This window comes from Labrys sp. F242 (assembly GCF_057813875.1).
Genome location: NZ_JBVASG010000001.1, coordinates 204,652 through 227,616, shown reverse-complemented (window position 1 = coordinate 227,616; position 22,965 = coordinate 204,652). Strand labels below are relative to the sequence as shown.

Here is a 22,965-nt window from a genome sequence, read left to right as displayed (position 1 = left end):
GGACATCTGACCCCGGCAGGCCAATATCTCCGCAGGAATCGGCGATAGCGGCATGAATGAACAGATCGGGACGCGAGAGACAGGAGATCTGGGCTCCAGCTCGCCGCTCCCAACCCTTCCGGCGATCTTCGCAAACTGGTTTGCGGCCCGCGGCTGGACGCCGCGACCGCATCAGCTTCAGCTCGTCGAGAAGGCGCGCAGCGGGCGTTCGGCCCTGCTGATCGCCCCCACCGGCGCCGGCAAGACCCTGGCCGGCTTCCTGCCGAGCCTGATCGACCTCGCTCCTCGTCGCGCCAACGCCCCCTCTGCGCTCCACACGCTCTACATCTCGCCGCTCAAGGCGCTGGCCGTCGACGTCGCCCGCAACCTGGAGCGCCCGGCCGGCGAGATGGGGCTGCCCATCCGCATCGAGACCCGCACCGGCGACACGCCCCAGGCCAAACGCCAGCGCCAGAAGCGCGACCCGCCCGATATCTTGCTCACCACGCCAGAGCAGCTTGCTCTGCTGCTGGCGAGCCGGGAGGCTGCCGACCTGTTCGGCGGTCTCAAGCGCGTGGTGCTGGACGAACTCCATTCCATCGTCACCTCCAAACGCGGCGACCTGCTTGCCCTCGGCCTGGCACGCCTGCGATATTTCGTGCCGGATCTCGAAGTCGTCGGCCTCTCGGCCACGGTGCGCGACCCGGATGAACTCCGGCGTTGGATCGTGCCCCAATCCCCCGGCCACCAGATTCGGGGGGCCGACCGCCCAGCCATGGCCGACCTGGTGATCGCCGAAGGCGGTGCGGCGCCGGTGCTCGACATCCTGGAAACGGCGGAGCGTCTGCCCTGGGCCGGCCACACCGCCCGCCACGCCATGGCCGAGCTCTACGTCCTGATCAAGACCCACAAGACCACGCTCGTTTTCGTCAACACCCGCATGCAGGCCGAGTTCGTGTTCCAGGAACTCTGGCGGGTGAACGAGGAAAGCCTCGCCATCGCGCTCCATCACGGTTCGCTGGAAGTCGGCCAGCGTCGACGTGTCGAGGAAGCCATGGCCGCCGGACGGCTCAAGGCTGTGGTGTGTACCTCTACCCTCGACCTCGGCATCGACTGGGGCGATGTCGATCTCGTCATCAATGTCGGCGCGCCCAAGGGGGCCTCCCGCCTCCTCCAGCGCATCGGCCGTGCCAACCATCGCCTGGACGAGCCCTCGCAGGCGATCCTGGTGCCGACCAACCGCTTCGAGGTGCTGGAATGCAAGGCAGCGGTCGATGCCGCCAAGGCCGGCGAGCAGGACACGCCGATCGCCCGCACCGGCGCCCTCGACGTGCTGGCTCAGCACGTGCTCGGGGTTGCCTGCGGTGCTCCCTTCGACGCCGATGCGCTCTATCGGGAAATCGCCTCGACTGAAGCCTATGCTCAGCTCGACCGTTCGACCTTTGACGACGTCCTCGCTTTCGTGGCGACCGGCGGCTACGCCCTGAAGACCTACGATCGCTTCGCCAAGATCCGGCGGGGCAAGGATGGCCTCTGGCGCATCGCCAATCCCATGGTGGCGCAAGCCTATCGGCTCAATGTCGGCACCATCGTGGAGGAAGCCCTGCTCAAGGTGCGCCTTTCCAACAGAGGCCCTCGCGAGCCGACCCGCATGGCCGCCGACAAGCCGACGCCGTATCTGCCCTGGTTCATGGATCCCAAGGCTTCCGGCCCGCCCAAGCGCAAGCCGGGCGAGACATCGGCCCGGCGCGGCTTCGGACGCGTGTTGGGCGAGGTGGAGGAATATTTCGCCGAGGGACTTTCGGTCGGTGACACCTTCCTGTTCGCCGGGGAGATCCTGCGCTTCGAAGGCATCCAGGAGGAGGATGTGCTCGTCACCCGCGCGCCACCAGGCCGGGACCCGAAGATCCCCTCCTTCGCCGGTGGCAAATTCCCGCTTTCCACGCATCTGGCCGCCCGCGTCCGTTCGATACTGGCCAATCCCGACAGCTGGCCCGCCCTGCCCGATCAGGTCGCGGACTGGCTGCGCCTGCAGCGCGACATCTCCCGGATGCCGCCGGCCGGCGACCTCCTGGTCGAGACCTTTCCGCGCGGCAACCGCCATTATCTCGTCTGCTATCCCTTCGAGGGCCGCCTCGCCCATCAGACGCTCGGCATGCTGCTGACCCGCCGGCTGGAACGGGCGAAACTGAAGCCGATGGGCTTCGTCGCCAACGACTATGCACTGGCGGTGTGGGGCGTTTCCGACATGCACAGGGCCGCGATGGACCAGTTATTCGACCAGGACATGCTGGGCGACGACCTCGAGGAATGGCTGGCGGAATCCGCCCTAATGAAGCGCATGTTCCGCACCTGTGCCATCATTTCAGGCCTGATCGAGCGCCGCGCTCCCGGCAAGGAGAAGACCGGGCGCCAGATCTCCGTCTCCACCGACCTCGTCTATGACGTGCTGCGCCAGCACGAGCCCAACCACATCCTGATGCGCGCCGCCTGGGAGGATGCGCGCACCGGACTGCTCGATCTCCAGCGCCTTTCCAGCATGCTCTCGCGCATCAGGGGCCGAATCATTCATAAGAGGCTCGATCGCATCTCGCCCTTGGCGGTGCCGATCATGCTGGAGATCGGCCGGGAGCCGGTTTACGGCGAGGCGACGGACAGCGTCCTCGCCGAGGCAGCGGATGATTTGATCGCGGAGGCCATGGTTGGACGGCAGGATCGGCCCGACGATAGAGGAAGCGCCTGAGATGATCCGGCGGGACGAAGCCGTGCTCGGCGTCGCCGGGGTGGAATTCCTCGCCACCGCCGACGGCGCGCTGGTCTGGCCCGAAGAAAGCCTGGTCGTCGTATCGGACCTGCACCTTGAAAAGGGCTCTTCCTTCGCCGAACGCCGCGTATTGCTGCCGCCCTACGATACCGCCGAGACCCTGAAACGCCTGGCGCGGCTCCTGTCTCGTTTCAGTGCAAGGCGGCTGATCTTCCTCGGCGACAGTTTCCACGATCGCCGTGCCGATACTCGCCTCGCCTCGCGCGACCGGGAAGCGCTACAGCGTTGCATCCACGGGCGCGAAATATTCTGGATCGCCGGCAACCATGATCCCGATCCCCCAACCGACCTTGGCGGCACGGCAACGCCGGAACTGGCCATCGGGCCGGTGCTGTTTCGACATGAGCCATCGGCAAAAGCCGAGCCTGGCGAGATCGCCGGTCACCTGCATCCCGTGGCCCGGGTAGCCACGCGCGGCCGCTCGCTGAGACGGCGCTGCTTTGCCGGCGACGGCAGGCGTGCCATCCTGCCAGCCTTCGGCGCCTATGCCGGTGGGCTGAACGTGCGCGACGCCGCCTTCGCGCCGCTTTTCCCCGACGGCTTCACGGCCCATTTGATGGGCGACGAGCGCGTCTTCGCCTTCCCGAGAGCGCGCTGCCTGGGCGGGTGAGAGGGCGCCACTTCCTTCTCCCCTTGCGGGAGAAGGCTGGTTGCGCCTCATTTTGATGGAATAACACCCCTCAACAGGGATGATGCCCTGTCCTGCCCGCCTCGGCTGCAGCGCGTTGCGACGGCGTCAGGCGCGGCTCGAGCTCGGCCAGCTTCATCAGGGCGTCCGCGTCACCCGCCGCCGCCGCAAGCGCGAGGAAGCGATAGGAAACGGCAAGATCGCGCGGCGTGCCGAGGCCCCGGGCTGCCAGCAGGGCGTAATTGTACTGACTGCCGACATGGCCCTTCTCGGCAGCCTGATGGAACCAGCGAGCGGCCTGTTCGTAATCGGGAGCGCCCATCACGGAGCCATTGGCATAGAGCACGGCAAGATTGTACATCGCGTTCACCGAGCCATGCTCGGCCGCGCGCTGATACCACAGTCCCGCCAGCACGGCGTCCTGACCGACCCCCCTGCCCTTGTCATAGGCCAGCCCCAGCAGGAACAGCGCCTGCGTATAGCCCATCTGGGCCGCCTGGCGATAAAGCCCGGCCGCCTTGGCGAGATCCTGGGTGGAGGCCTCGGGCCGATCGAGCCGGCGGGCCTCCTCGAACCAGGCCAGAGCCTGCCCGGCCTGTTCCGGCTTGGGAATGGTGATTGCCGGCCGCACCTGCTGAACCGCCGACGTGCTCAGGCGCGGTACCGGCCGGTTGCCGCTGGGAGCAGCGCCGGCTTTTCCACCCTGCAACGCGCCCAGCATCATGGTCACGGCCGCCAAGCCTAGCAGGATCGGGCGTTTGTGCCGCTTGTAGAAAGGTTCATCTCCGGTCACGGGATCGTTCTCCTCGCGCGTGATGGCCCCCTCGGCCTCATTTGCAGCACGCGCCGCCCGCCGGGCTGCGGCGATGAAGGCGCTGCGCGTTCCACTCGACGGCAACGGGCTGCCCGCCCCGAGGGCGGAAACCTGGCTGGGGCGGCCGATATTTTGGGGTGCCTCTGCGGATGAACTCCGGGATCCGTCGCCCGCAAGGGATCGCGGCAGATCGTCGGACCATGAAATGTCATCGGGCCGCTCGCGGCCGAACAAGGGCGCGATACCGGACATGTCGGGCGGCCCGACGATGACCGATCCACCCCGGCTCCTGACCATGTCTTCGACTGCGGCCAGACTGTTGCCGAGTTGGTGCAGCAGCGATTGCAAGGCTTCGAGGGCCGTGCGCGTATCCCGGACATCGTCCTGCTGATATTGGCGCAATTCGCTATAGAAACGCTGCAGTTCTTCCGGCAAGGCCGCCAAAGCCGATCCGGCCAAAGCCTCACCAAAAGTTTCCCGCAATTGTGCGGCGCCAAGCGTTCCGCTGCCGAGCCCTTCGATGCTCCCCGCCATCGCCGTGATCTGCCGCTCCAGGGCGGAGAAGGCCGCCTCGTCGATGACGCGCCCATCCAGGCCTTCGAGCTTGGTCATCAGCCCCGTCAGCGAGGCATTGGTCGAGGATTGCACATCGTCGACGGCCTGGCGCAGGGCATCGATCTTCTCGTGAAGATCGTGCACCCCCTCAGGCTGGCGAACAAGATCGCCAAGGCGGGCGCGGATGTCGGCCGTCTCACGCTGAAGAGCGGCCAGTACGGCCGGGTCCTGGGCCTGACGCGTCAGCAGATCGAGCTTCTTGTCGAGACGAGCGAACTGCTCGGGGGAGCGGATGTCGGCGATATGCCGGTTGAGATCCGCCATTTCCGTACGCAGGCCGGCGAGATCTTCCTGGCCGGGCGCGACGGCGGGATGGCTGCGGCGCAGTTCGGCGACCTCGCGTGTCAGCGCCGCGATCTGTTCGCTCAGATCGTCACGGGGCGCCGGCGAAACCGATGGTGCGGACGCAGACGGACCGAGCTTGGTGGCCATGCCGGCGATGCGCTGCTCCAGATCGCGTGCCAAATCGTCAAGACCATCGGTATCATCGACAGGCGCCGTAGCCGTGGGTCGAGACGCGAAACCGTCCACGAGGGCATCGACCAGGGTGGCCATCTGGGTCTCGCTCTGCTCCTGCCTGTGGATAAGTTGCTCGATCAGCCCCGCCATTCTGGTTTCGCTTGCTCGGATATGGCGCGCGAGCACGGACGCGCTGACCTCTACTGTCTGGATCCTGCGTTTCGGGTCACCCGAACTACTACCGGCATACCTTTCCTGGCTGGCTGCCAGCTTCCGTGCAATCGCAGCCAAGGGCGATTCCGGGAGATCGCTCTGCGTCTCGAAAAGAGACGGTTCATGCAGTTTTTGCTCGGCAACGGTCGATTTCAGCCATTGAGCAAGCGTCATGCCCGAGCGCCGTGCCAGAATGGCGGCAGCCTCGCGCGTCTGGGAATCGACGCCCTCGACACTCCATGACACTGCTTGGCTCATTTAGCTTCCCGTGCCGGCGAACGGCCTGATTCTCACGCCTCTCCCGTCTTCCGCCCCGGAAAACCGGGCCGGAAACACGGAAAGAGGGCGGCACGCAGTGCCCGCAGCAGCAGCTTTCGCGCAACAGGGTAAATATCCCCTTAACCGTCACTGCCCTAGCGCTCTTCCTGGCAGCAACAACATTGTAGAGCATCCAAAGCGCTTTTTTTACTAAAAACCCTACCACCCAAGCTCCCGAGCGGACAGGAAAGTGGGGTACCGTGCAAGAACCGACATTAGACTTTGCGACAAGGCTAGAATTCTCTTGATGCCCGTGTTGTTCGAAACGCTTAACGCGCGCTAATTTAATACGTTACCCTTGAAAGGAAGCAGAGCGGGGGCTATGATCTCCCTGCTGGAGATCTAGGCGTTCGCTTGGTAATATATTAATTGCTGACGCCCCCCGGATTTCGTATTATGGTACCTGTTGCAACGAACGAGTAGCGGCGCTGCTAGCCTGTAACGGGCGCGAGAGAGAGACCATGTCAAAGTTGGAAGCCAGGTCGGCGACAAACACAAAAGGCCAACCGGTGACGGTATTCGTAGCAGAGACAGAAAACGCCACGAATAGTACGGCCACCTATACAATAGGTGACCTTGCGCGAGAGTTTGGCGTTACCTTGCGAACCTTGCGCTTCTACGAGGACAAGGGCCTTCTCAATCCAACGCGCGACAACCTGACTCGGCTTTATAGTGCACGTGACCGCGAGCATCTGCAACTTATCCTTAAGGGTAAGCGGCTGGGTTTTACCCTGGTGGAAATCGGCGAGATGATCGCCCATCATGGGGAAGGCAAGACGGCAAGTCTCGACATCAGCGCCAGCACCGTCCGCGAGCAGATCGAGCATCTGGAGCGCCAGCGCCGCGAGATCGACGAAGCCTTGGCTGAATTGCGTCGCAGTTATGAGGGATTGGCCAACGCCCTGCCGCGCTAAGTGGTCGCACTCACCCGTCGGAAGTACCTGATCGGCGGCACAGGTTTCCTTGTGTTTGCTGGCCTTGGCTTATGGGCCCTCTTCCTATCCGAGCAGAAGGCTACCAGCGTGATCGGCAAGCCGTTCATGTTGACGGATGCCGATGGCAGAGCCTTCGACTTCAAGGAATTGCAGGGCAAGCCGAGCCTGATCTATTTTGGCTTCACGCACTGCCCCGACATCTGCCCAACGACCCTGTTCCTGCTCGCGCAGGTGATGAAGAAGCTGGGACCGGACGCCTCGCAGATCAACACGCTCTTCATCACCGTCGATCCCGACAGGGACACGCCCGAGCAATTGAAGGCCAGCCTTTCCACCTATGACCCGCATCTGCGCGGCCTGACGGGCGACCCAGCACAACTTGCCGCGGTACGCGACTTCTACAGCATAGAAGCAAGCATTTTGCCGGGAACAGGCAAGAATTACAATATCGATCACACCAACACTGTCCTTGTACTCGACAAGGATGGCCGCCTGCGTTCGAGCTTCGACTTGCACGCGTCGTCGGACGAGGTGGTTGCGCTCCTGGAAACTGTCATGCAGGGTCGATAGAGTGCGAGATCAAGGGTCGGCCTTGCGATGGATCGCCATGGACGGATCCGGCATTCCCGACCCAAACAATGATCAGCCCCGCTGCAATAGGAATTCGACCTGTTGAAATTCGGCGCCCTCTCGACGCTTCTCCTCGGATTGATGCTCGCCATATCAGCCTATGGCGACGCCAGGGCCGCCTCGACCACCACCGGTCCCTATGGCCTGTGGGATCCGCACCGGCGCCCCGAGCGGCCAGACCTGAAATCGGTGCGCCGGATCCGCTTCCTGACCGAGGACGATTTTCCGCCTTTCGACTTCCAGGGGTCGAGCGGCACTCTGGAAGGCTTCAATGTCGACCTTGCCCGCGCGGTCTGCCGGCAGCTGAAACTGTCCTGCACCATCCAGGCCCGGCGCTGGGACACCATCGTCGCGGCCCTGGAAGAGGGCCAGGCAGATGTCATCGCCGCCTCGCTCGTGCCGAGCAAGGAAGCCCGCGAGCGGCTGCAGTTCTCCCGTCCTTATTACATGCGTCCTGCCCGCTTCGCCATGCGGCGCAAGGATCCGCCGCCGGTCTTCACGCCGGAGGGGCTGGCTGGCCGCCATATCGGCATCGTCGCCGACACGGCGCATGCCGCCTACGCCAAAGCCTATCTCAAGACCGCCAATCTAGTGTCCTTCGTCAATGACGCGGCGCTGCGTGAAGCCCTCAAGCGCGGGGAGATCGACCTGATCTTCGCCGACGGCATCGGCCTGTCGCTCTGGCTCAACGGCTCGGACGCCGGCGATTGCTGCAGCTTCGTGGGCGCGCCCTATCTCGACAGCCACTTTTTCGGCGATGGCATCGGCATGGCCCTGCGACGCGAGGACGGCGATCTCAAGCAGGCGATCGACTATGCCCTTTTCCAGATCTGGGAGCAGGGCATCTATGCCGATCTCGTACGCCGCTGGTTTCCTGTCGATCCCTTTGCAGGGCTTCCGTGACGTAAACGGAAACTTATGCGCCCCCGCTGTTACCGAAAAGACTCACTTTGACGTCGAAGCTGGGGAAAACGCACACCGCGTCAGCAGGACTCTTGCGCTGGAGTCACTGCCTATTGTAGTTAAGGCTTCGTTAAGCACGACATCTCGTGCGGCGTCTCGTAACTCCTGTCAGCTCATGGCGTGCATGCGCAACGATGTTCTGTCGACATCGTGGCTGATGGGAAAGGATTCGGCGTAGCGAATTCGGGCGAAAACAAGGCGGAAGGCAGGAGAGGCTGATGCACTGGACAGACGAGCGGGTAGAACTTCTGAAAAAGCTGTGGTCAGAAGGTCTGTCTGCTAGCGCCATTGCCACAGAACTTGGCGGTGTCACGCGTAATGCCGTGATCGGTAAGGTGCATAGACTCGGCTTGTCTGGCCGGGCCAAGGCTCCTGCGCCGGCGCCACAGCGCCGTATCAAGCCCACCCGGGCTCCTTCGCACCCTCTCCGCACCCAGACTTCCGTGCCCGTGGTGCGGGGCAACACCGCCCTTGCGCCGCAGATGATGCCGCTTGTCGCCATCGAGGAACGTCCCGAACCTACGCTGCGTCCGGTCGAGGAAGTCGTCATCCCGATGTCCGAACGCGTCACCATCATGGAACTGCGCGAGCATATGTGCCGCTGGCCGCTGGGCGATCCCGGCCGCGAGGACTTCCGCTTCTGTGGAAGCCGTGTCGGGCCCTCGGGTCCGTACTGCCTCCATCATGCTTCGATCGCCTACCAGCCGGTGCTCGACCGCAGGCGCGATCGCGACAAGGAGCGTCGCGCTGCCCGCGCCTGATCGTCGCATCCCATCCTATCCATTCGAAGGCAGGGTTTTCCCTGCCTTTTCTTTTGCGGGGTACCAGTACCTTTCCCAAAGGGAAACCCTTGCTTTTGCAGGTTCATTAGCCTAAGGGCCAGCCTGCCCCCAAACTCTTGTTGCGCGGCGTTGCAAGACAACACACCGGAACCGGAGCAATGACACGGAATGCGGATGGGGCCTCCCCCGACATCGCGGCAAAAAGCGTAGCCATCGACGGCAACACACTGGTCGCCTGGGGCTTCAAGCCCGGCAAATGGTTCAGCCAGGGCTTGGCCGAGGCCAATCGCCTGCGCCGCGCTGGCGCGGATGACGACGCCATCTTCATCGCCCTGCAGGGCCTGCAGCCGGTCGAGACACTGCTGCGGACCAATGGCTTGCCCTATGGCGTCTTCCTGGATGCCGAAGGCGAACTCGAACGCGCCAACCTCGCCTCGGTAACCGCGCATATGGACGCGCTCATGCGGGTGCCGACTATCGTCGCCGGCGCTGTGATGCCGGACGCTTGCCCGTCCGGCACCGCCCTCGGGACAATCCCGGTCGGTGGCGCGGTGGCGTGCGAGGATGCCATCCATCCCGGCTTTCATTCCGCCGACATCTGCTGCTCGGTGGCGATCACCGTGTTCGCACGCAAGGACGATCCCAGGCGTATCCTCGACGCTGTCCAAGCCGTGACCCATTTCGGTCCCGGTGGGCGCAAGACGATGATCGTCCCGGATTTCGCGCCCGGCATCGACGCCACGTTGCAGGCCAATCCGTTCCTGCGCGGGCTCGGCAACATCGTGACAGGCCATTTCGGCTCGCAGGGCGATGGCAATCACTTCGCCTATGTCGGGCATCTGCGTTCCAGCGGCCAGCCGGCATTGGTGACCCATCATGGCTCGCGCGGGCTCGGCGCCCAGCTCTACAAGCGCGGCATGGCCGCAGCGCGCAAGCACACGCAGATCGTGGCACCGCGGGTGCCGGCCCACAATGCCTGGCTGAAGGCCTCGATCGCGGAAGGGCAGGCCTATTGGCAGGCCCTGCAATTTGCGCGGAGCTGGACCAAGGCAAGCCATTTCGCCATTCACGATCATGCCGCCAGGTCGCTGGGCAATGCCGTGGCCGACCGGTTCTGGAACGAGCATAATTTCGTATTCCGGCGCGACGACGGGCTCTATTATCACGGCAAGGGCGCAACGCCTTCCTGGGCCGGCTTTTCGCAGGATGATGATGGCCGCACGCTAATCCCGCTCAACATGGCCGAACCGATCCTGATCACGGCGCATCGCGACCGCAAGGAGGCCCTCGGCTTCGCTCCACATGGGGCGGGCCGCAACCTCAGCCGCTCGGCCTTTCTGCGCCGTGAAAAGCCGGATCTGCCCGAGGGTATCGACGTGCGCTTCTACTGCGGCAAGCCGGATCTGTCCGAACTGCCGCAGGCCTACAAGAATGCCGCCTCGGTCCGGGCCCAGATCGACAAATACGGGCTCGCCGAGGTGATCGACGAGGTCGTGCCCTATGGCTCGATCATGGCCGGCGACTGGGAGCAGGACGCTCCCTGGCGCAAGCGGGGCTGAGCGAAGCGGCGGTACCTCACCGCCGCTTCCATCCATCACAGGCTGTTGAAGAAGGCGATCTCGTCGGCAAAGGCTTCGTGTGCCATCGGAAAATCGAAACCCTGGAAGACATGGCAGCCGCCCGGCCATAGCCTGAGCGTCGTATGGCTGCCGGCTGCCTCCCAGCGCCCCGCCATGAACACCGTGTCGTCGAGCAGGGCGTCATAGGTGCCGACAGAAAACAGGGCCGGCGGCATGCCTTCGAGATTGCCGTAGAGCGGCGAGACATCGGGCGAGCGCAGATCGACGCCGTCGGGCACGCAGGCCCGCACGAACAGTGCGATATCGCGCGACGTCAGGATAAGTCTGCCCCTGTCGAAATTGCGCGCGCTTGGAGTCATGCCGAGATCGTAGCAGCCGGCAATGAGATTGGCGCCGGCGAAGGGCCTGAGGCCATGCCGATCGCGCAGGCGCTGCAACGTCAGCGCGGAAAGGTGGGCGCCGGCGCTCTCGCCGCCGATGAAGAAACGTTCGGTGCGGAAGCGCTTGCGCCCCTCGGACACCAGCCACAAGGCCGCCGCCTCGCAATCGTCCGGCCCGGCGGGAAAGGGATGTTCGGGCGCAAGGCGATATTCGACGGAGATGCAGGCCATGCCGGTGGCCTCGGCGATCTTCTCCAGCGTCTCGTCCTGGAAGTCGGACTGGTTGAACATCCAGCCGCCGCCATGGATGTGCATGTAGACCCCGGTCGGCACTTCCGGCGCAATGATGCGGATCGGCACCTTGCCCTGCCGGCCCTCGATTTCCAGCACCTGCGCCCGCGCGCTCTTGCCCTGCAGCGGGAAGATCCCCTTGCCCTGGCGCCGGGTCTCGCGGATCAGTTCGGGCGGAAAGGACCACAAATCCGGCAAGGCGCTCATCTTGGCGATGATATCGGCATTGAGGGCCGCCGTGGTTTCGGCCACGGCATCGGGAGCAAACACGGCAGGATCGACAGAGGGCATGAGCTTGAATCGCCTCGATGGGATGGCGCACAGTGCAGGGAACCGGCAAGGTCGGCAAGACCTGCCGCTCCACTCGGCCCGTCGCGCAACCTCTGACCATGGGAAGAGCCGGGACGCGGCAACTCAACCTCTTCTCATCAGGGCGGAAAACCGCTATCCCTAGCACCTTGATAGGTGGCTATAGCGAGACCATGATTCCTGACGAGACCGAAAGCAAACGCCCGCAGAAACCGCATGGTGATGCCGGCTCCAGGGACACGCGCGCCAAGAACCTTCCGGCAGAGACCCTCGACCTCCCGACAAAGACCGTCTTCATCAAGTCCTATGGCTGCCAGATGAACGTCTATGACAGCCAGCGCATGGCCGATACGCTGGCACCGCAGGGCTACGTCGAGACCTCCAGCCCCGAAAATGCCGACCTCGTCATCCTCAACACCTGCCATATCCGCGAAAAGGCGGCGGAAAAGGTCTATTCGGAGATCGGCCGCCTGCGCGTGGCGCGCGACGAGCGCCGCCGCCAGGGCGGCGATCTGAAGATCGCCGTCGCCGGTTGCGTCGCCCAGGCCGAGGGCCGGGAGATCATGAGGCGCGCGCCCGCCGTCGATCTCGTGGTCGGGCCCCAGGCCTATCATCGCCTGCCGGACCTGCTCGCCAAAGTATCGACAGGCTTGGCCGATGGCACCAGCAAGCCTGTCGACACCGACTTCCCGGTCGAAGACAAGTTCGCCATCCTGCCCGCACCACGCCGGGAAAAGACCCTGGCGCGCGGGCCTTCCGCCTTCGTCACGGTGCAGGAAGGCTGCGACAAGTTCTGCACCTTCTGTGTGGTGCCCTATACGCGCGGTGCCGAGACCTCGCGGCCGGTCGCCGCCATCGTGGCAGAGGTCGAGCGCCTGGCCGAGGCGGGCGTGCGCGAGATCAGCCTGCTTGGCCAGAACGTCAACGCTTATCATGGCGAGGGGCCGGATGGACGCGACTGGACGCTCGGCCAACTCGTGCACCGCCTGGCCCGCATCGAGCCGGTGGTACGCCTGCGCTACACCACCTCTCATCCCCGCGACATGGACGACAGCCTGATCGAGGCCCATCGCGACCTGCCGGCGCTTATGCCTTTCCTGCATCTTCCGGTGCAATCGGGCTCGGACCGCATTCTGGATGTCATGAATCGCAAGCATACAGCAGCGGACTATCTCAAGCTCATCGAGAAGATTCGGCATGCCCGGCCCGACATGGCATTCTCCTCCGACTTCATCGTCGGCTTTCCCGGCGAGACCGATGCGGATTTCGAAGCGACCTTGCGGCTGATCGAAGAGGTCACTTATGTCTCGGCCTATTCGTTCAAATATTCGCCGCGTCCGGGCACACCGGGCGCTACGATGACCGACCAGGTCGACGAAGTGGCGAAGGCCGCGCGCCTCGCCAGGCTGCAGGCGCTCACCGAAGGCCAGCAGAAGGCCTTCAATCAGGCCAGCATCGGCCGCACCATGGATGTGCTCTTTGATCGCAAGGGCAAACGGCCAGGCCAGATCGCCGGCCGCACCCCCTATCTCCAAGCCGTGCAGATCGAGGCGGATGACAGCCTGATCGGTACGGTGGCGCCCGTCGAAATCACGGCCACGGGTGCCTGGTCGCTGCACGGCATACTGGCCGGCGCTGGATTCAGGGAGGCCGTTGCTTGAAGGTGGACGAGGAACGACGGACACACATGACAACGCAAACCCCATCCCTGCCGACGACGGACGCACCTGCGGAAATCGTCACGGCCTTCGAGGACAATCGCCTGGCCACGCTTCTCTTCGGCCAGCATGACCAGAACCTCGCCTTCATCGAGCGCAAGCTCGGCATCGAGGCGACGGCCCGTGGCAATCATGTCGCCCTGCGCGGTGCCAAGGACAGCGTGGAACAGGCCAAGCGCGTGCTGGAGAGCCTGTATCAACGCCTGCGCTCGGGCCAGCAGATAACGTTGGGCGATGTCGACGGCGCGCTGCGTATGGCTGGCTCGCAGGGTGTGCTGTTCACGCCGGAAGGCAAGCCGAAAGTGGCGCCGACCGGCGGCGCGGCCTCTGTCGGCACCCGCAAGAAGACGATCGCCGCCCGTACGCTGGCGCAGGACGCCTATATACGGGCGCTGCAGAAGCATGAACTCGTCTTCGCCACCGGTCCCGCCGGCACCGGCAAGACCTATCTTGCCGTGGCCCACGCTGCGGCGCTGATCGAGAAGGGCGAGGCCGACAGGCTGATCCTGTCCCGCCCCGCCGTCGAGGCGGGCGAGAGGCTCGGCTTCCTGCCCGGCGACATGCGCGAGAAGGTCGACCCCTATCTGCGCCCGCTCTATGACGCGCTCTACGACATGATGCCGCCTGAGCGCGTCGAACGAGGGCTGACCTCGGGCATGATCGAGGTGGCGCCGCTCGCCTTCATGCGCGGGCGCACGCTCGCCAATTCGGTGGTGCTGCTGGACGAGGCCCAGAACTGCACCTCGATGCAGATGAAGATGTTCCTCACGCGCCTGGGCGAAGGCTCGCGCATGATCATCACCGGTGATCCGACCCAGATCGACCTGCCTCCCGGGCAGAAATCGGGGCTGATCGAGGCCGTCGACCTGTTGAAAGACATACCCGAAATCGCCATTTGCCGATTCAACGCCGCCGACGTCGTGCGCCATGAACTGGTCGCCAAGATCGTGCGGGCCTATGAGGCCAGGGATTCGACCAGGCCTTTGGACGCTAGCAAGCCCTCGGGCGAAACCAAGTCATGAGTGACGCCGCCATCACCATCGAGATCGCTATCGAGAGCGATCTTTGGCAGGACCCCGATGCCATCGAGGCCTTGATCACGCGTGCAGTGGTCAAGAGCCTCGACGTCGCGGAGCTTGCGCATGCGCCGGGAGCCGAACTCTCGATCGTCCTGACCGACGATGCTTCGATCCGCGTCATCAACGCCGAGTGGCGCGGCAAGGACAAGCCCACCAACGTGCTGTCCTTCCCACAGGCTGTGGGAGACGCAATCGAGACGGCGCCGATGCTGGGCGACATCATCTTTGCCCATGAGACGATCGCGCGGGAAGCCGAGGAAACCTCCACGAGCTTTGCCGATCATCTCAGCCACCTCACCGTGCATGGCCTCCTGCATCTGTTCGGCCATGACCATTTGACCGATGCCGAGGCCGAGGTGATGGAGGCGCTGGAAGTGCGCATTCTCGCCGAACTCGGTATCGCCAATCCCTATGCCGACGCGCCCTTGTTGCGCGAAGCGAGCTAGAGGCTGTTATGGACCGTGGATGGGATTTTGATGAGGTCAAGACTGGCTGGATGGGAGGAGCAAGCGCTGCCAAGACTTCTGTCTTGGCAAGCGAAGCGACGCTGCAGGCGGCCAGTCTTCACCTCACCCCGCAGGAGCGCGGCGCTTTTGGCCGACGAGTACGTCCGATATCGTAGCAAGCCGAAAGGCTTGCGTCCTCACCCTCCCACGCACTTGCTTTGCAAGTGCGGACATCCTCGGCCAAAATCGCTCACGTCAAAACCCCATCCACGGTCCATAACAGCCTCTAACACACAGAGCCATGTCCGACAGCAACGATCGAAGTAGCAGCCAACCCAGCGCCTCCCAGGAGCCCCAGCACGAAGGCCTGCTGGGACGGATCAAGTCCGCGCTTGGGCTGAGATCCCAGCCCTCCATCCGCGACGATCTTGCCGATGCACTCGAGAATTCACGCGCTGCGGAAGATTCCAGCTTCTCCCCCGAAGAGCGTGCCATGCTCAAGAACATCCTCGGCCTGCGCGGCAAGCGGGTCGACGATGTGATGGTGCCGCGGGCCGACATCGTGGCCGTGCCGCTCGACATTTCGCTGGGCGACCTGCTCAAGGTATTCCAGACGGCGGGCCATTCGCGCCTGCCCGTTTATAACGAGACGCTGGATGATCCGCGCGGCATGGTCCACATCCGCGATTTCGTGGCCTGGCTGGCGTCGCGGGCCGCCATCGCCGCGCGGCGGAGCCGCAAGGTCCGCGAGAGCGACCTCGCCAAGGACGGCGAGACCGCCAAACCCTCGCCCAGGGAGGCCGCCCTCGCCTTGGGCAACATTACCCTCTCGACGCCGCTGAGCTCGGTGAAGTCGCTGACGCGCAACGTCCTGTTCGTGCCGCCTTCGATGCCCCCCATCGACCTTCTCGCCAAGATGCAGGCCACCCGCACCCAGCTCGCTTTGGTGATCGACGAGTATGGCGGCACGGATGGCCTGGTCTCGATGGAGGACATCGTCGAAATCGTGCTCGGCGACATCGAGGATGAGCATGACGAGGATGATGGCGACATGATCGTCGCCTCGGGCGAGGGCATCTTCACCGCCGATGCCCGTGCCGATCTCGACGACGTCGCCGCCGCCATCGGCCTGGAGATGCATGAGGACGAAATCGAGGCCGACGTCGATACGCTGGGTGGCTGGCTGGTGACGCTGGCCGGCCGCGTACCGGTGCGCGGCGAGATCGTGCAGGGGCCGGGCCAGCTCGAATTCGAAATTCTCGATGCCGATCCGCGCCGGGTGAAACGGGTGCGCATCCACACGGCCGGCAGCGGCATCGTCAGGCCGCGCGATGGGCGCAAGCGCGAGAAGAAGCTGGCGCCTGCCGGCGATGAAGCGGCCATTGCCACCAATGGCGAGCGGAGCCCGGCGAGCGAAACCAGCGGCGACGGCGCCACGTGATCGCTGCGCTTGCGTCTCGCCTGGCCGGGTTGAAAGGCTGGCGCCGCATGGCCGTCGCCTTCCTGGCGGGCGCCCTGGCGGCGCTGGCCATGGCGCCCTTCAATGCCTTTCCGGTGCTGGCCGTCAGCTTTCCGGTCGCGATCTGGCTGCTGGATGGCATCGTCTTCCCGCCGGAGAACCCGGCTCCCGGGTTCTGGCGCAGCATCGGCGCGGCCGCCCGGCTCGGCTGGTGCTATGGTTTCGGCTATTTCCTGGCCGGGCTGTGGTGGATCGGCAATGCCTTCCTCGTCGATGCCGATCAGTTCGCCTGGCTGCTGCCCTTCGCCGTGCTGCTCCTGCCTGCCGGCCTTGCTTTCTTCCACGCGGCCGGGTTTGCCCTGGCGCGCCTCCTGTGGTCGCAGGGCAATGCCCGCATCCTCGCCTTTGCCGCCACAATGGCTGCCTGCGAATGGCTGCGCGGCCATATCCTGACCGGCTTTCCCTGGAACCTGTTCGGCTACGCGCTCGCCGAGGAGCTTCATCTGGCGCAGAGCCTGTCCCTGATCGGAGCCTATGGGCTCACACTCGTGGCGCTCGTCCTGTTCTCCACGCCGGCGGCGCTGGTGCGGCGGGGTGGTTGGCGCTGGCCGGTCTTGTCCATCGCCATTCTGGTCGCGATGGCCGCCTTCGGCGTGTGGCGGCTTGGCCAGCACCCCACCGGTTTCGTCGACGGAGTGCAACTGCGCATCATGCAGCCCGATCTGCCGCAAGACGCCAAGTTCAATCCGGCCCTGCGCAATGAAGTGCTGACGCGCTATCTGGCCTTGTCACGCCAACCGGCCGCCGACGGCAGTGACGGCCTTGCCAAAACAACCCATCTGATCTGGCCTGAATCGGCCTTCCCCTTCCTAGTGGCGCAGGATCCCGAAGCCCTCAAGGTGCTCGGGGACCTGGTTGCACCCAAGGCCGTGCTGCTGACGGGCGCCGGCCGGGCGGAGGAGAATCTCGACGACGGCGGCTGGCGCTTCTTCAATTCCCTGCATGTCATCGACGCCACCGGCACCATCATCGGCAATTACGACAAGGTGCACCTCGTCCCCTTCGGCGAATATCTGCCCTATCAGTCCGTGCTCGAATCCCTCGGCTTCGAGCAATTGACCAAGCAGCGCGGCGGCTTTTCGACGGGTCCGGGCTTGCGCACGCTCGATATTCCCAACGCGCCGCCCGCCGGCATCCTCATCTGCTATGAAGCAATCTTTCCGGGCGAGGTGATCGATCCGACCAACCGCCCCGGCTGGCTGCTCAACGTCACCAACGATGCCTGGTTCGGCATCACCCCGGGTCCCTACCAGCATTTCGCCGAGGTAAGGGCTCGCGCGATCGAGGAAGGGCTCCCCCTGGTCCGCGCCGGCAACAATGGCGTTTCCGCGGTGATCGATCCGGTGGGGCGCATCGTCGCCAGCCTGCCGCTGGGCACCAGCGGCGTTCTCGATTCGCGGCTTCCCACCACCCTGCCACCGCCGGTGTTCGCCACGGCCGGCACCGGCATTGTTACCGCATTGTTTCTGATTGCCTTAATCGGCGCCGGCCTTGGTTGCTTGAACCGACGCCGACAGCCCCGATAACACATATTTGTTACAACCGCGCCAAGCGGAAGGCGCGAGACCGACTGGATTTTCCCGCATAAGGAGGTATAGTCTCCCTGCTGGTTGCAGGATGCATTTGAACTACTTCAGATTGCGCCGCCGCAATTGTATCTCTGGCGCGCCGCGCTTCCGCCACGTTACGGCCGCAATTCATTTTCAAATTCGTCACTGTATTTTCAAATATTTGCTAGTGACCTGGAGTTAATATTATGATCAAGAAAGTTCCTAATCCCATTGATCAGCACGTTGGCAGCCGCGTCCGTATCAGGCGCGTCCTGGTGGGCATGAGCCAGGAGAAGCTCGGCGAGGCGCTTGGCCTCACCTTTCAGCAGGTACAAAAATACGAAAAGGGTACCAACCGCATCGGTGCGAGCCGGCTGCAGCAGATCGCCTCGATCCTGGGCGTCACCATTTCCTTCTTCTTTGAAGGCCTGCCGCCAGAAACCGGCTCCGTGCATACGGCTGAGCATGCCGGTGAGAGCGACACCTCCCATGTCATCGAGTTCCTGTCGACCACGGAAGGCCTGCAGCTGAACAAGGCCTTTGCCCGCATCAAGGATCCGAAGGTGCGGCGCCGGGTCGTCGACCTCGTCTCCACGCTCAGCCAGGAACACGCCGCCTGAGCCGCGAAGCGGCGCCCATCGGCGCCCTTTGGTTTCGATGCGCCCTGTGCGGTTTGGTGATGCCACCAAACCGCCGTACGCGGCGGAAAATCGCTCCAGCGTTCCTTTAAACGAACAAAACGTACGATTTGCCGCTTGACGGCGAAGCCTACCCTCGCCAAAACGGGACGATACCAAGTTCCATTTTGGCGTGGAGAAACATTCGTGTCCCGTTCCGACTATTTGTTTACCAGCGAGTCGGTCGCTGAAGGCCACCCCGACAAGGTCTGCGATCGCATCTCCGACGAAATCGTCGACCTGTTCTATCGCGAGGCGGCGAAGACCGGAATGGATCCCTCCCAGGTGCGCGTCGCCTGCGAAACCCTCGCCACCACCAACCGCCTGGTGATCGCCGGCGAATATCGCGGTCCCGACACCATCACCAAGGGCAAGATCAAGAGCGCCGCCCGCCGCGCCGTCAAGGCGATCGGCTATGAGCAGGAAGGCTTCCACTGGAAGAAGGCCAAGATCGAGGTCCTGCTGCACGGCCAGTCTCCCGACATCGCCCAGGGCGTCGACATTTCCGGCAACAAGGACGAAGGCGCCGGCGACCAGGGCATCATGTTCGGCTATGCCTGCCGCGAGACGCCGGAATTGATGCCGGCTCCGATCTACTACGCCCACAAGATCCTCGAGGACATCACCAAGGCCCGCAAGTCGGGTGACCTCGGCATGCTCGGCCCCGATGCCAAGAGCCAGGTCACGGTGAGGTATGAGGGCGGCAAGCCGGTCGGCGTGACGCAGATCGTGCTCTCCACCCAGCATCTCGACGAGACTCTGACCTCCGGCGACATCAAGAAGCTGGTTGAGCCCTATATCCGCAAGACCCTGCCGGAAGGCTGGATCGGCAAGGATACGGTCTGGCACGTCAACCCCACCGGCAAGTTCGTGGTCGGCGGTCCGGACGGCGATTGCGGCCTGACCGGCCGCAAGATCATCGTCGATACCTATGGCGGCGCAGCTCCCCACGGCGGTGGCGCCTTCTCTGGCAAGGACCCGACCAAGGTCGACCGTTCGGCGGCTTATGCGGCACGCTATCTCGCCAAGAACGTGGTCGCCGCCAAGCTGGCAGACCGCTGCACCATCCAGCTCGCTTACGCCATCGGTGTGTCGGAGCCCCTGGCCATCTATGTCGACCTGCACGGCACCGGCAATGTCGCCGAGGAGAAGATCGAGAAGGCTTTGCGCGACGTGATGAGCCTGACGCCTCGCGGCATCCGCGAGCACCTCAACCTCAACAAGCCGATCTATGCCCGCACCTCCGCCTATGGCCATTTCGGCCGCAAGTCGGCCCGCGACGGCGGCTTCTCCTGGGAGAAGACCGACCTCGCCGACGCGATCAAGAAGGCCGTGCGCGCCTGATCCGAGGCCGACAATAGACACAAAGCCTTTCCCGCTCGCCGGGAGAGGCTTTTTTCATAGCGCTTTGCTTCGGTGGGTATGGGTCGTGACTGAAGACGACAAGCACAAGTTCGGCGACGGTATGGATGCCCCGTCTCGGGGCCATGGCGCTTTCTTCGGCCGCCGCAAGGGCAAGACCTTGCGGCCGGGGCATGCAGACCTGATGTCCGGCGCGCTGCCGCATTTGCGCCTCGACCTGACCGCCCCGGCTCCCGCCGACCTTGCCGGCCTGTTTCCGGGGCCTGTGGATGACGTCTGGCTCGAAATCGGCTTCGGCGGCGGCGAACACCTCACCCAGCGTGCCGGCGAGAACCCGAACATCGGCTTCATCGGCTGCGAGGCCTATGTCAACGGCACCGCCAAGATGCTGGCCCAGATCGAGCAGAACGGGCTTGCCAATATTCGCCTGTGGGACAACGACGCCAAGCAAGTGGTGGATTGGCTGCCGGCCGGCTCGATCGGGCGCATCTATCTGCTCTATCCCGATCCCTGGCCCAAGCGCCGCCATCGCAAGCGACGCTTCCTGGGCGAGGAAATGCTGACGCATCTGGCCCATGCTCTCAGGCCTGGGGGCGAACTGCGTTTTGCCACCGACATTGACGACTATGCCGCCTATGCCCTGGCGCGCGTGGCACGCTCGTCCGACTTCGAATGGACGGCCGAGCGCCAGGCCGACTGGCTGACGCCCTGGGACGGCTGGCGCTCCACCCGCTACGAAGCCAAGGCATTGCGGGAGGGCCGGCGCGGCGCCTATTTCACCTTCAGGAGAGTTTAGGTCTTCCCGGGGACCACCCCAGGCGGGCTGCCTCTATTGGGCTGTCAGCCGGGCCAGCACGCCTTCCAGGGCGGCATCGAAAGCCCCGTCTCCTCCTCCCTTGAGAGGCCGGTCGAGTTGCCCCGCCAGCAGGAGATGGGCATAGCCGTGCACGAGCGACCAGACATGCAGCAAGGTGTCGAGCCGCTCGCCCTCGAGCGGGCCTTCGCCCGCCCTGGTTACCAGGCGAATCGCGGTCTCGAGCTCGGCGAAGGCCTCCTGCCCGGCAGCCCTTAGGGCCGGATCCTCGATGTTGAGCCGATGCCGGTTGAAGGTGAGCCGGAACCTCTCCGGATATCGGCGGGCGAAGGCGACATAGCCGCGGCCGATCGCCCGCAATCGGGCCTGGGGCTCGTCGATGCCAGCGCGGGCCTCGCGCATGAACAGCGTGAGCGTTTCGAATCCTAGCGCCGCTACCGCGGTCAGGAGACCGGCGACATCACCGAAATGATGCGCGGGAGCGGCATGGGAGACGCCCGCCCGCCGGGCGCATTCGCGAAGGGTGAAGCCCTCGACACCCCGTTCGGCCAGGACGAGTTCAGCCGCGAGGAGCAGCGCGGCCCGCAGATCACCATGATGATAGCTAGCCTTGTGCGCCGTCGATTCCTGCTCCACTTCGTTTTCGCTCCGCATCATCAACACCACCGCGCCGCACCGTAGGGTCGGCATCACTATCCATCACGATCTTGACAATGTCAAAATTGCTGCCATCCTTATCTTGACACTGTCAAGTTGGAGATGCCGACATGACTCTCGATCAAGCTTTCACGCTCGACAACGTCTTTTCCTGGGCTGGCATCCTCGCTCTCTGTGGCTGGATCGTCCTTGCCCTCTCTCCCTTGCGTCCGGCCCTGGCCCAGGCGATTGCCGGCAGAATCATTCCGATCGCGCTTGGCCTTGCCTATGCCGCCTTGCTCCTTCGCTTCTGGGGCGAAGCTGCAGGCGGCTTTGGTTCTCTCAGCGATGTCGCCGCGCTGTTCGGCCATCGCGGCCTGCTCCTGGCCGGCTGGCTGCATTACCTCGCCTTCGACCTGCTGATCGGAGCCTGGGAGGTGCGCGAGGCGAAACGGGCCGGAGTGCCGCAGCTGGCCGTCCTGCCCTGTCTCGCCCTCACTTTCCTATTCGGTCCCGTCGGCTTCCTGACCTTCCTGGCCCTGCGCAACGTCTGGCTCCGCGGCTTCTCCCGCCGTCAAGGAGAACCCGCATGACGACGAACATCTCCAGCCTGCGCCTTGCCTGCCGTCCCCATGCGCTTGCCTGGAGAGTGGCGGATGATCTGCTTCGACGCGAGCGCCGGCTGGCGCGCGGCGGCTTCGTCATCCTGGCGCTGATGGTCCCGACCCTCGCGGCCCTGATGATCGACGACAGGATGCTCAACGGCATCTCCGTTTGGATCAAGCCGCTGAAATTCCAGCTCTCGGTCGGCCTCTATCTCCTGACCGTGGCCTGGTTCGTCGGCGCCTTGCCGAAACAGGCACGCCACGGGCGGGCGGTGCGGGTCCTCGTCGTCCTCGCTTTGGCAGCGAGCACGTTCGAGATCGGCTACATCATGCTGCAAGCGGCGCAGGGCCTCGCCTCGCACTACAACGTGGCCGATCCCTTCCACCGGCTGATGTACACGTTGATGGGCATCGGCGCGGTGACGCTCACGGCCGTGAGCCCTGCCTTGGCAGTCTTGCTGCTGCGACACCGCCCGCAAGCCTGGTCGACCGCCTTCTGGTTGTCGGTCCTGCTCGGGCTAACGCTCACTTTCGTGCTCGGCGCAGGCTCGGGCAGCGTTCTTTCCGCCGGCAATGGCCATTGGATCGGCGGCGCGCGCACGGACGCGACGGGAGTGCCGATCTTCGGCTGGTCGCGTACGGGCGGCGACCTGCGGGTGGCTCATTTCCTCGGCCTGCACGTCTTGCAGATCATGCCCGTCCTGGGCCTGATTGCAGAGCGCTGGGCCAGCGGCCGCATTGCCGCTGTTATTGTCTGCGCCGCCGCGCTCGCCTATGGAGCAGTCACGCTCTTCGGCTTCGTGCAGGCCTTGCTGGGCCTTCCCTTCATACCTGCGTGA

General features: G+C 64.3%; 20 protein-coding genes. 17 read left to right on the top strand and 3 right to left on the bottom strand.

Going from position 1 to position 22,965, the window contains the following annotated elements; translation table 11 throughout:
* Nucleotides 1–52 precede the first annotated feature (52 nt).
* Both ACZYTC_RS01075 and pdeM read left to right on the top strand, forming a co-directional pair.
* The gene (locus ACZYTC_RS01075; protein ID WP_488988712.1) at nt 53–2,722 is read left to right on the top strand and encodes a ligase-associated DNA damage response DEXH box helicase; all 2,670 of its coding nucleotides are present in this window, start codon (nt 53–55) and stop codon (nt 2,720–2,722) included.
* 1 nt (nt 2,723) lies between these two features.
* Complete coding sequence (pdeM, locus tag ACZYTC_RS01070) at nt 2,724–3,413, top strand: ligase-associated DNA damage response endonuclease PdeM (protein ID WP_488988711.1); 690 nt, start codon at nt 2,724–2,726, stop codon at nt 3,411–3,413.
* A 70-nt stretch (nt 3,414–3,483) separates the two neighbouring features.
* Here pdeM and ACZYTC_RS01065 read toward each other — a convergent pair whose 3' ends face one another.
* Nucleotides 3,484–5,790 carry a tetratricopeptide repeat protein gene (locus ACZYTC_RS01065; RefSeq protein WP_488988710.1) on the bottom strand — a complete coding sequence of 769 codons (2,307 nt, stop codon included), beginning with the start codon at nt 5,788–5,790 and terminating at the stop codon, nt 3,484–3,486.
* Nucleotides 5,791–6,311: 521 nt separating this feature from the next.
* Here ACZYTC_RS01065 and ACZYTC_RS01060 point away from each other — a divergent pair.
* The 5 genes from ACZYTC_RS01060 to ACZYTC_RS01040 all read left to right on the top strand — a co-directional run bounded on the left by ACZYTC_RS01060 (nt 6,312) and on the right by ACZYTC_RS01040 (nt 10,719).
* A complete protein-coding gene (locus ACZYTC_RS01060) occupies nt 6,312–6,764 on the top strand; it encodes a MerR family transcriptional regulator (protein WP_488988709.1) in 453 nt (150 codons plus the stop codon).
* A complete protein-coding gene (locus tag ACZYTC_RS01055) occupies nt 6,765–7,355 on the top strand; it encodes an SCO family protein (RefSeq protein WP_488988708.1) in 591 nt (196 codons plus the stop codon).
* A 102-nt stretch (nt 7,356–7,457) separates the two neighbouring features.
* Entirely contained in the window at nt 7,458–8,318 is an 861-nt protein-coding gene (locus ACZYTC_RS01050) for a transporter substrate-binding domain-containing protein (RefSeq protein ID WP_441770240.1), read from the top strand.
* 278 nt (nt 8,319–8,596) lie between these two features.
* Nucleotides 8,597–9,139, top strand: a complete 543-nt coding sequence (locus ACZYTC_RS01045) for a GcrA family cell cycle regulator (RefSeq protein WP_434957923.1) — start codon at nt 8,597–8,599, stop codon at nt 9,137–9,139.
* A gap of 179 nt (nt 9,140–9,318) precedes the next feature.
* Entirely contained in the window at nt 9,319–10,719 is a 1,401-nt protein-coding gene (locus ACZYTC_RS01040; protein WP_488988707.1) for an RtcB family protein, read from the top strand.
* 35 nt (nt 10,720–10,754) lie between these two features.
* Here ACZYTC_RS01040 and ACZYTC_RS01035 read toward each other — a convergent pair whose 3' ends face one another.
* Entirely contained in the window at nt 10,755–11,702 is a 948-nt protein-coding gene (locus ACZYTC_RS01035) for an alpha/beta hydrolase (RefSeq protein WP_441770238.1), read from the bottom strand.
* Between the two features lie 191 nt (nt 11,703–11,893).
* On the opposite strand from ACZYTC_RS01035, the gene miaB reads away from it, so the two are divergent.
* The 8 genes from miaB (at nt 11,894) to trmB (ending at nt 20,867) form a co-directional block, all read left to right on the top strand.
* Complete coding sequence (gene miaB, locus ACZYTC_RS01030) at nt 11,894–13,381, top strand: tRNA (N6-isopentenyl adenosine(37)-C2)-methylthiotransferase MiaB (protein ID WP_441770235.1); 1,488 nt, start codon at nt 11,894–11,896, stop codon at nt 13,379–13,381.
* 26 nt (nt 13,382–13,407) lie between these two features.
* Complete coding sequence (locus tag ACZYTC_RS01025; protein WP_441770234.1) at nt 13,408–14,460, top strand: PhoH family protein; 1,053 nt, start codon at nt 13,408–13,410, stop codon at nt 14,458–14,460.
* The gene (ybeY, locus tag ACZYTC_RS01020) at nt 14,457–14,963 is read left to right on the top strand and encodes an rRNA maturation RNase YbeY (RefSeq protein WP_441770233.1); all 507 of its coding nucleotides are present in this window, start codon (nt 14,457–14,459) and stop codon (nt 14,961–14,963) included. The genes ACZYTC_RS01025 and ybeY overlap by 4 nt, the downstream gene beginning before the upstream one ends.
* 301 nt (nt 14,964–15,264) lie before the next feature.
* The gene (locus ACZYTC_RS01015; RefSeq protein WP_454815687.1) at nt 15,265–16,404 is read left to right on the top strand and encodes a transporter associated domain-containing protein; all 1,140 of its coding nucleotides are present in this window, start codon (nt 15,265–15,267) and stop codon (nt 16,402–16,404) included.
* 47 nt (nt 16,405–16,451) lie between these two features.
* Complete coding sequence (gene lnt / locus ACZYTC_RS01010; protein WP_488989966.1) at nt 16,452–18,008, top strand: apolipoprotein N-acyltransferase; 1,557 nt, start codon at nt 16,452–16,454, stop codon at nt 18,006–18,008.
* A 230-nt stretch (nt 18,009–18,238) separates the two neighbouring features.
* Nucleotides 18,239–18,652, top strand: a complete 414-nt coding sequence (locus ACZYTC_RS01005; RefSeq protein ID WP_434957930.1) for a helix-turn-helix domain-containing protein — start codon at nt 18,239–18,241, stop codon at nt 18,650–18,652.
* A 204-nt stretch (nt 18,653–18,856) separates the two neighbouring features.
* The gene (metK, locus tag ACZYTC_RS01000; protein ID WP_434957931.1) at nt 18,857–20,053 is read left to right on the top strand and encodes a methionine adenosyltransferase; all 1,197 of its coding nucleotides are present in this window, start codon (nt 18,857–18,859) and stop codon (nt 20,051–20,053) included.
* Nucleotides 20,054–20,138: 85 nt separating this feature from the next.
* Nucleotides 20,139–20,867 (top strand): tRNA (guanosine(46)-N7)-methyltransferase TrmB, encoded by a 729-nt coding sequence (trmB, locus tag ACZYTC_RS00995; protein WP_441770231.1) that lies wholly within the window; start codon nt 20,139–20,141, stop codon nt 20,865–20,867.
* Nucleotides 20,868–20,900: 33 nt separating this feature from the next.
* Here trmB and ACZYTC_RS00990 read toward each other — a convergent pair whose 3' ends face one another.
* On the bottom strand, nt 20,901–21,575 hold the full coding sequence (locus tag ACZYTC_RS00990; protein ID WP_441770230.1) for a TetR/AcrR family transcriptional regulator: 675 nt from the start codon (nt 21,573–21,575) through the stop codon (nt 20,901–20,903).
* Between the two features lie 77 nt (nt 21,576–21,652).
* Between ACZYTC_RS00990 and ACZYTC_RS00985 the strand changes: the two genes are divergently transcribed.
* Complete coding sequence (locus tag ACZYTC_RS00985) at nt 21,653–22,114, top strand: ABA4-like family protein (RefSeq protein WP_441770229.1); 462 nt, start codon at nt 21,653–21,655, stop codon at nt 22,112–22,114.
* Nucleotides 22,111–22,965: a hypothetical protein gene (locus ACZYTC_RS00980; protein WP_488988706.1), complete on the top strand. Its 855-nt coding sequence runs from the start codon at nt 22,111–22,113 to the stop codon at nt 22,963–22,965. Before ACZYTC_RS00985 ends, ACZYTC_RS00980 begins: the two co-directional genes overlap by 4 nt.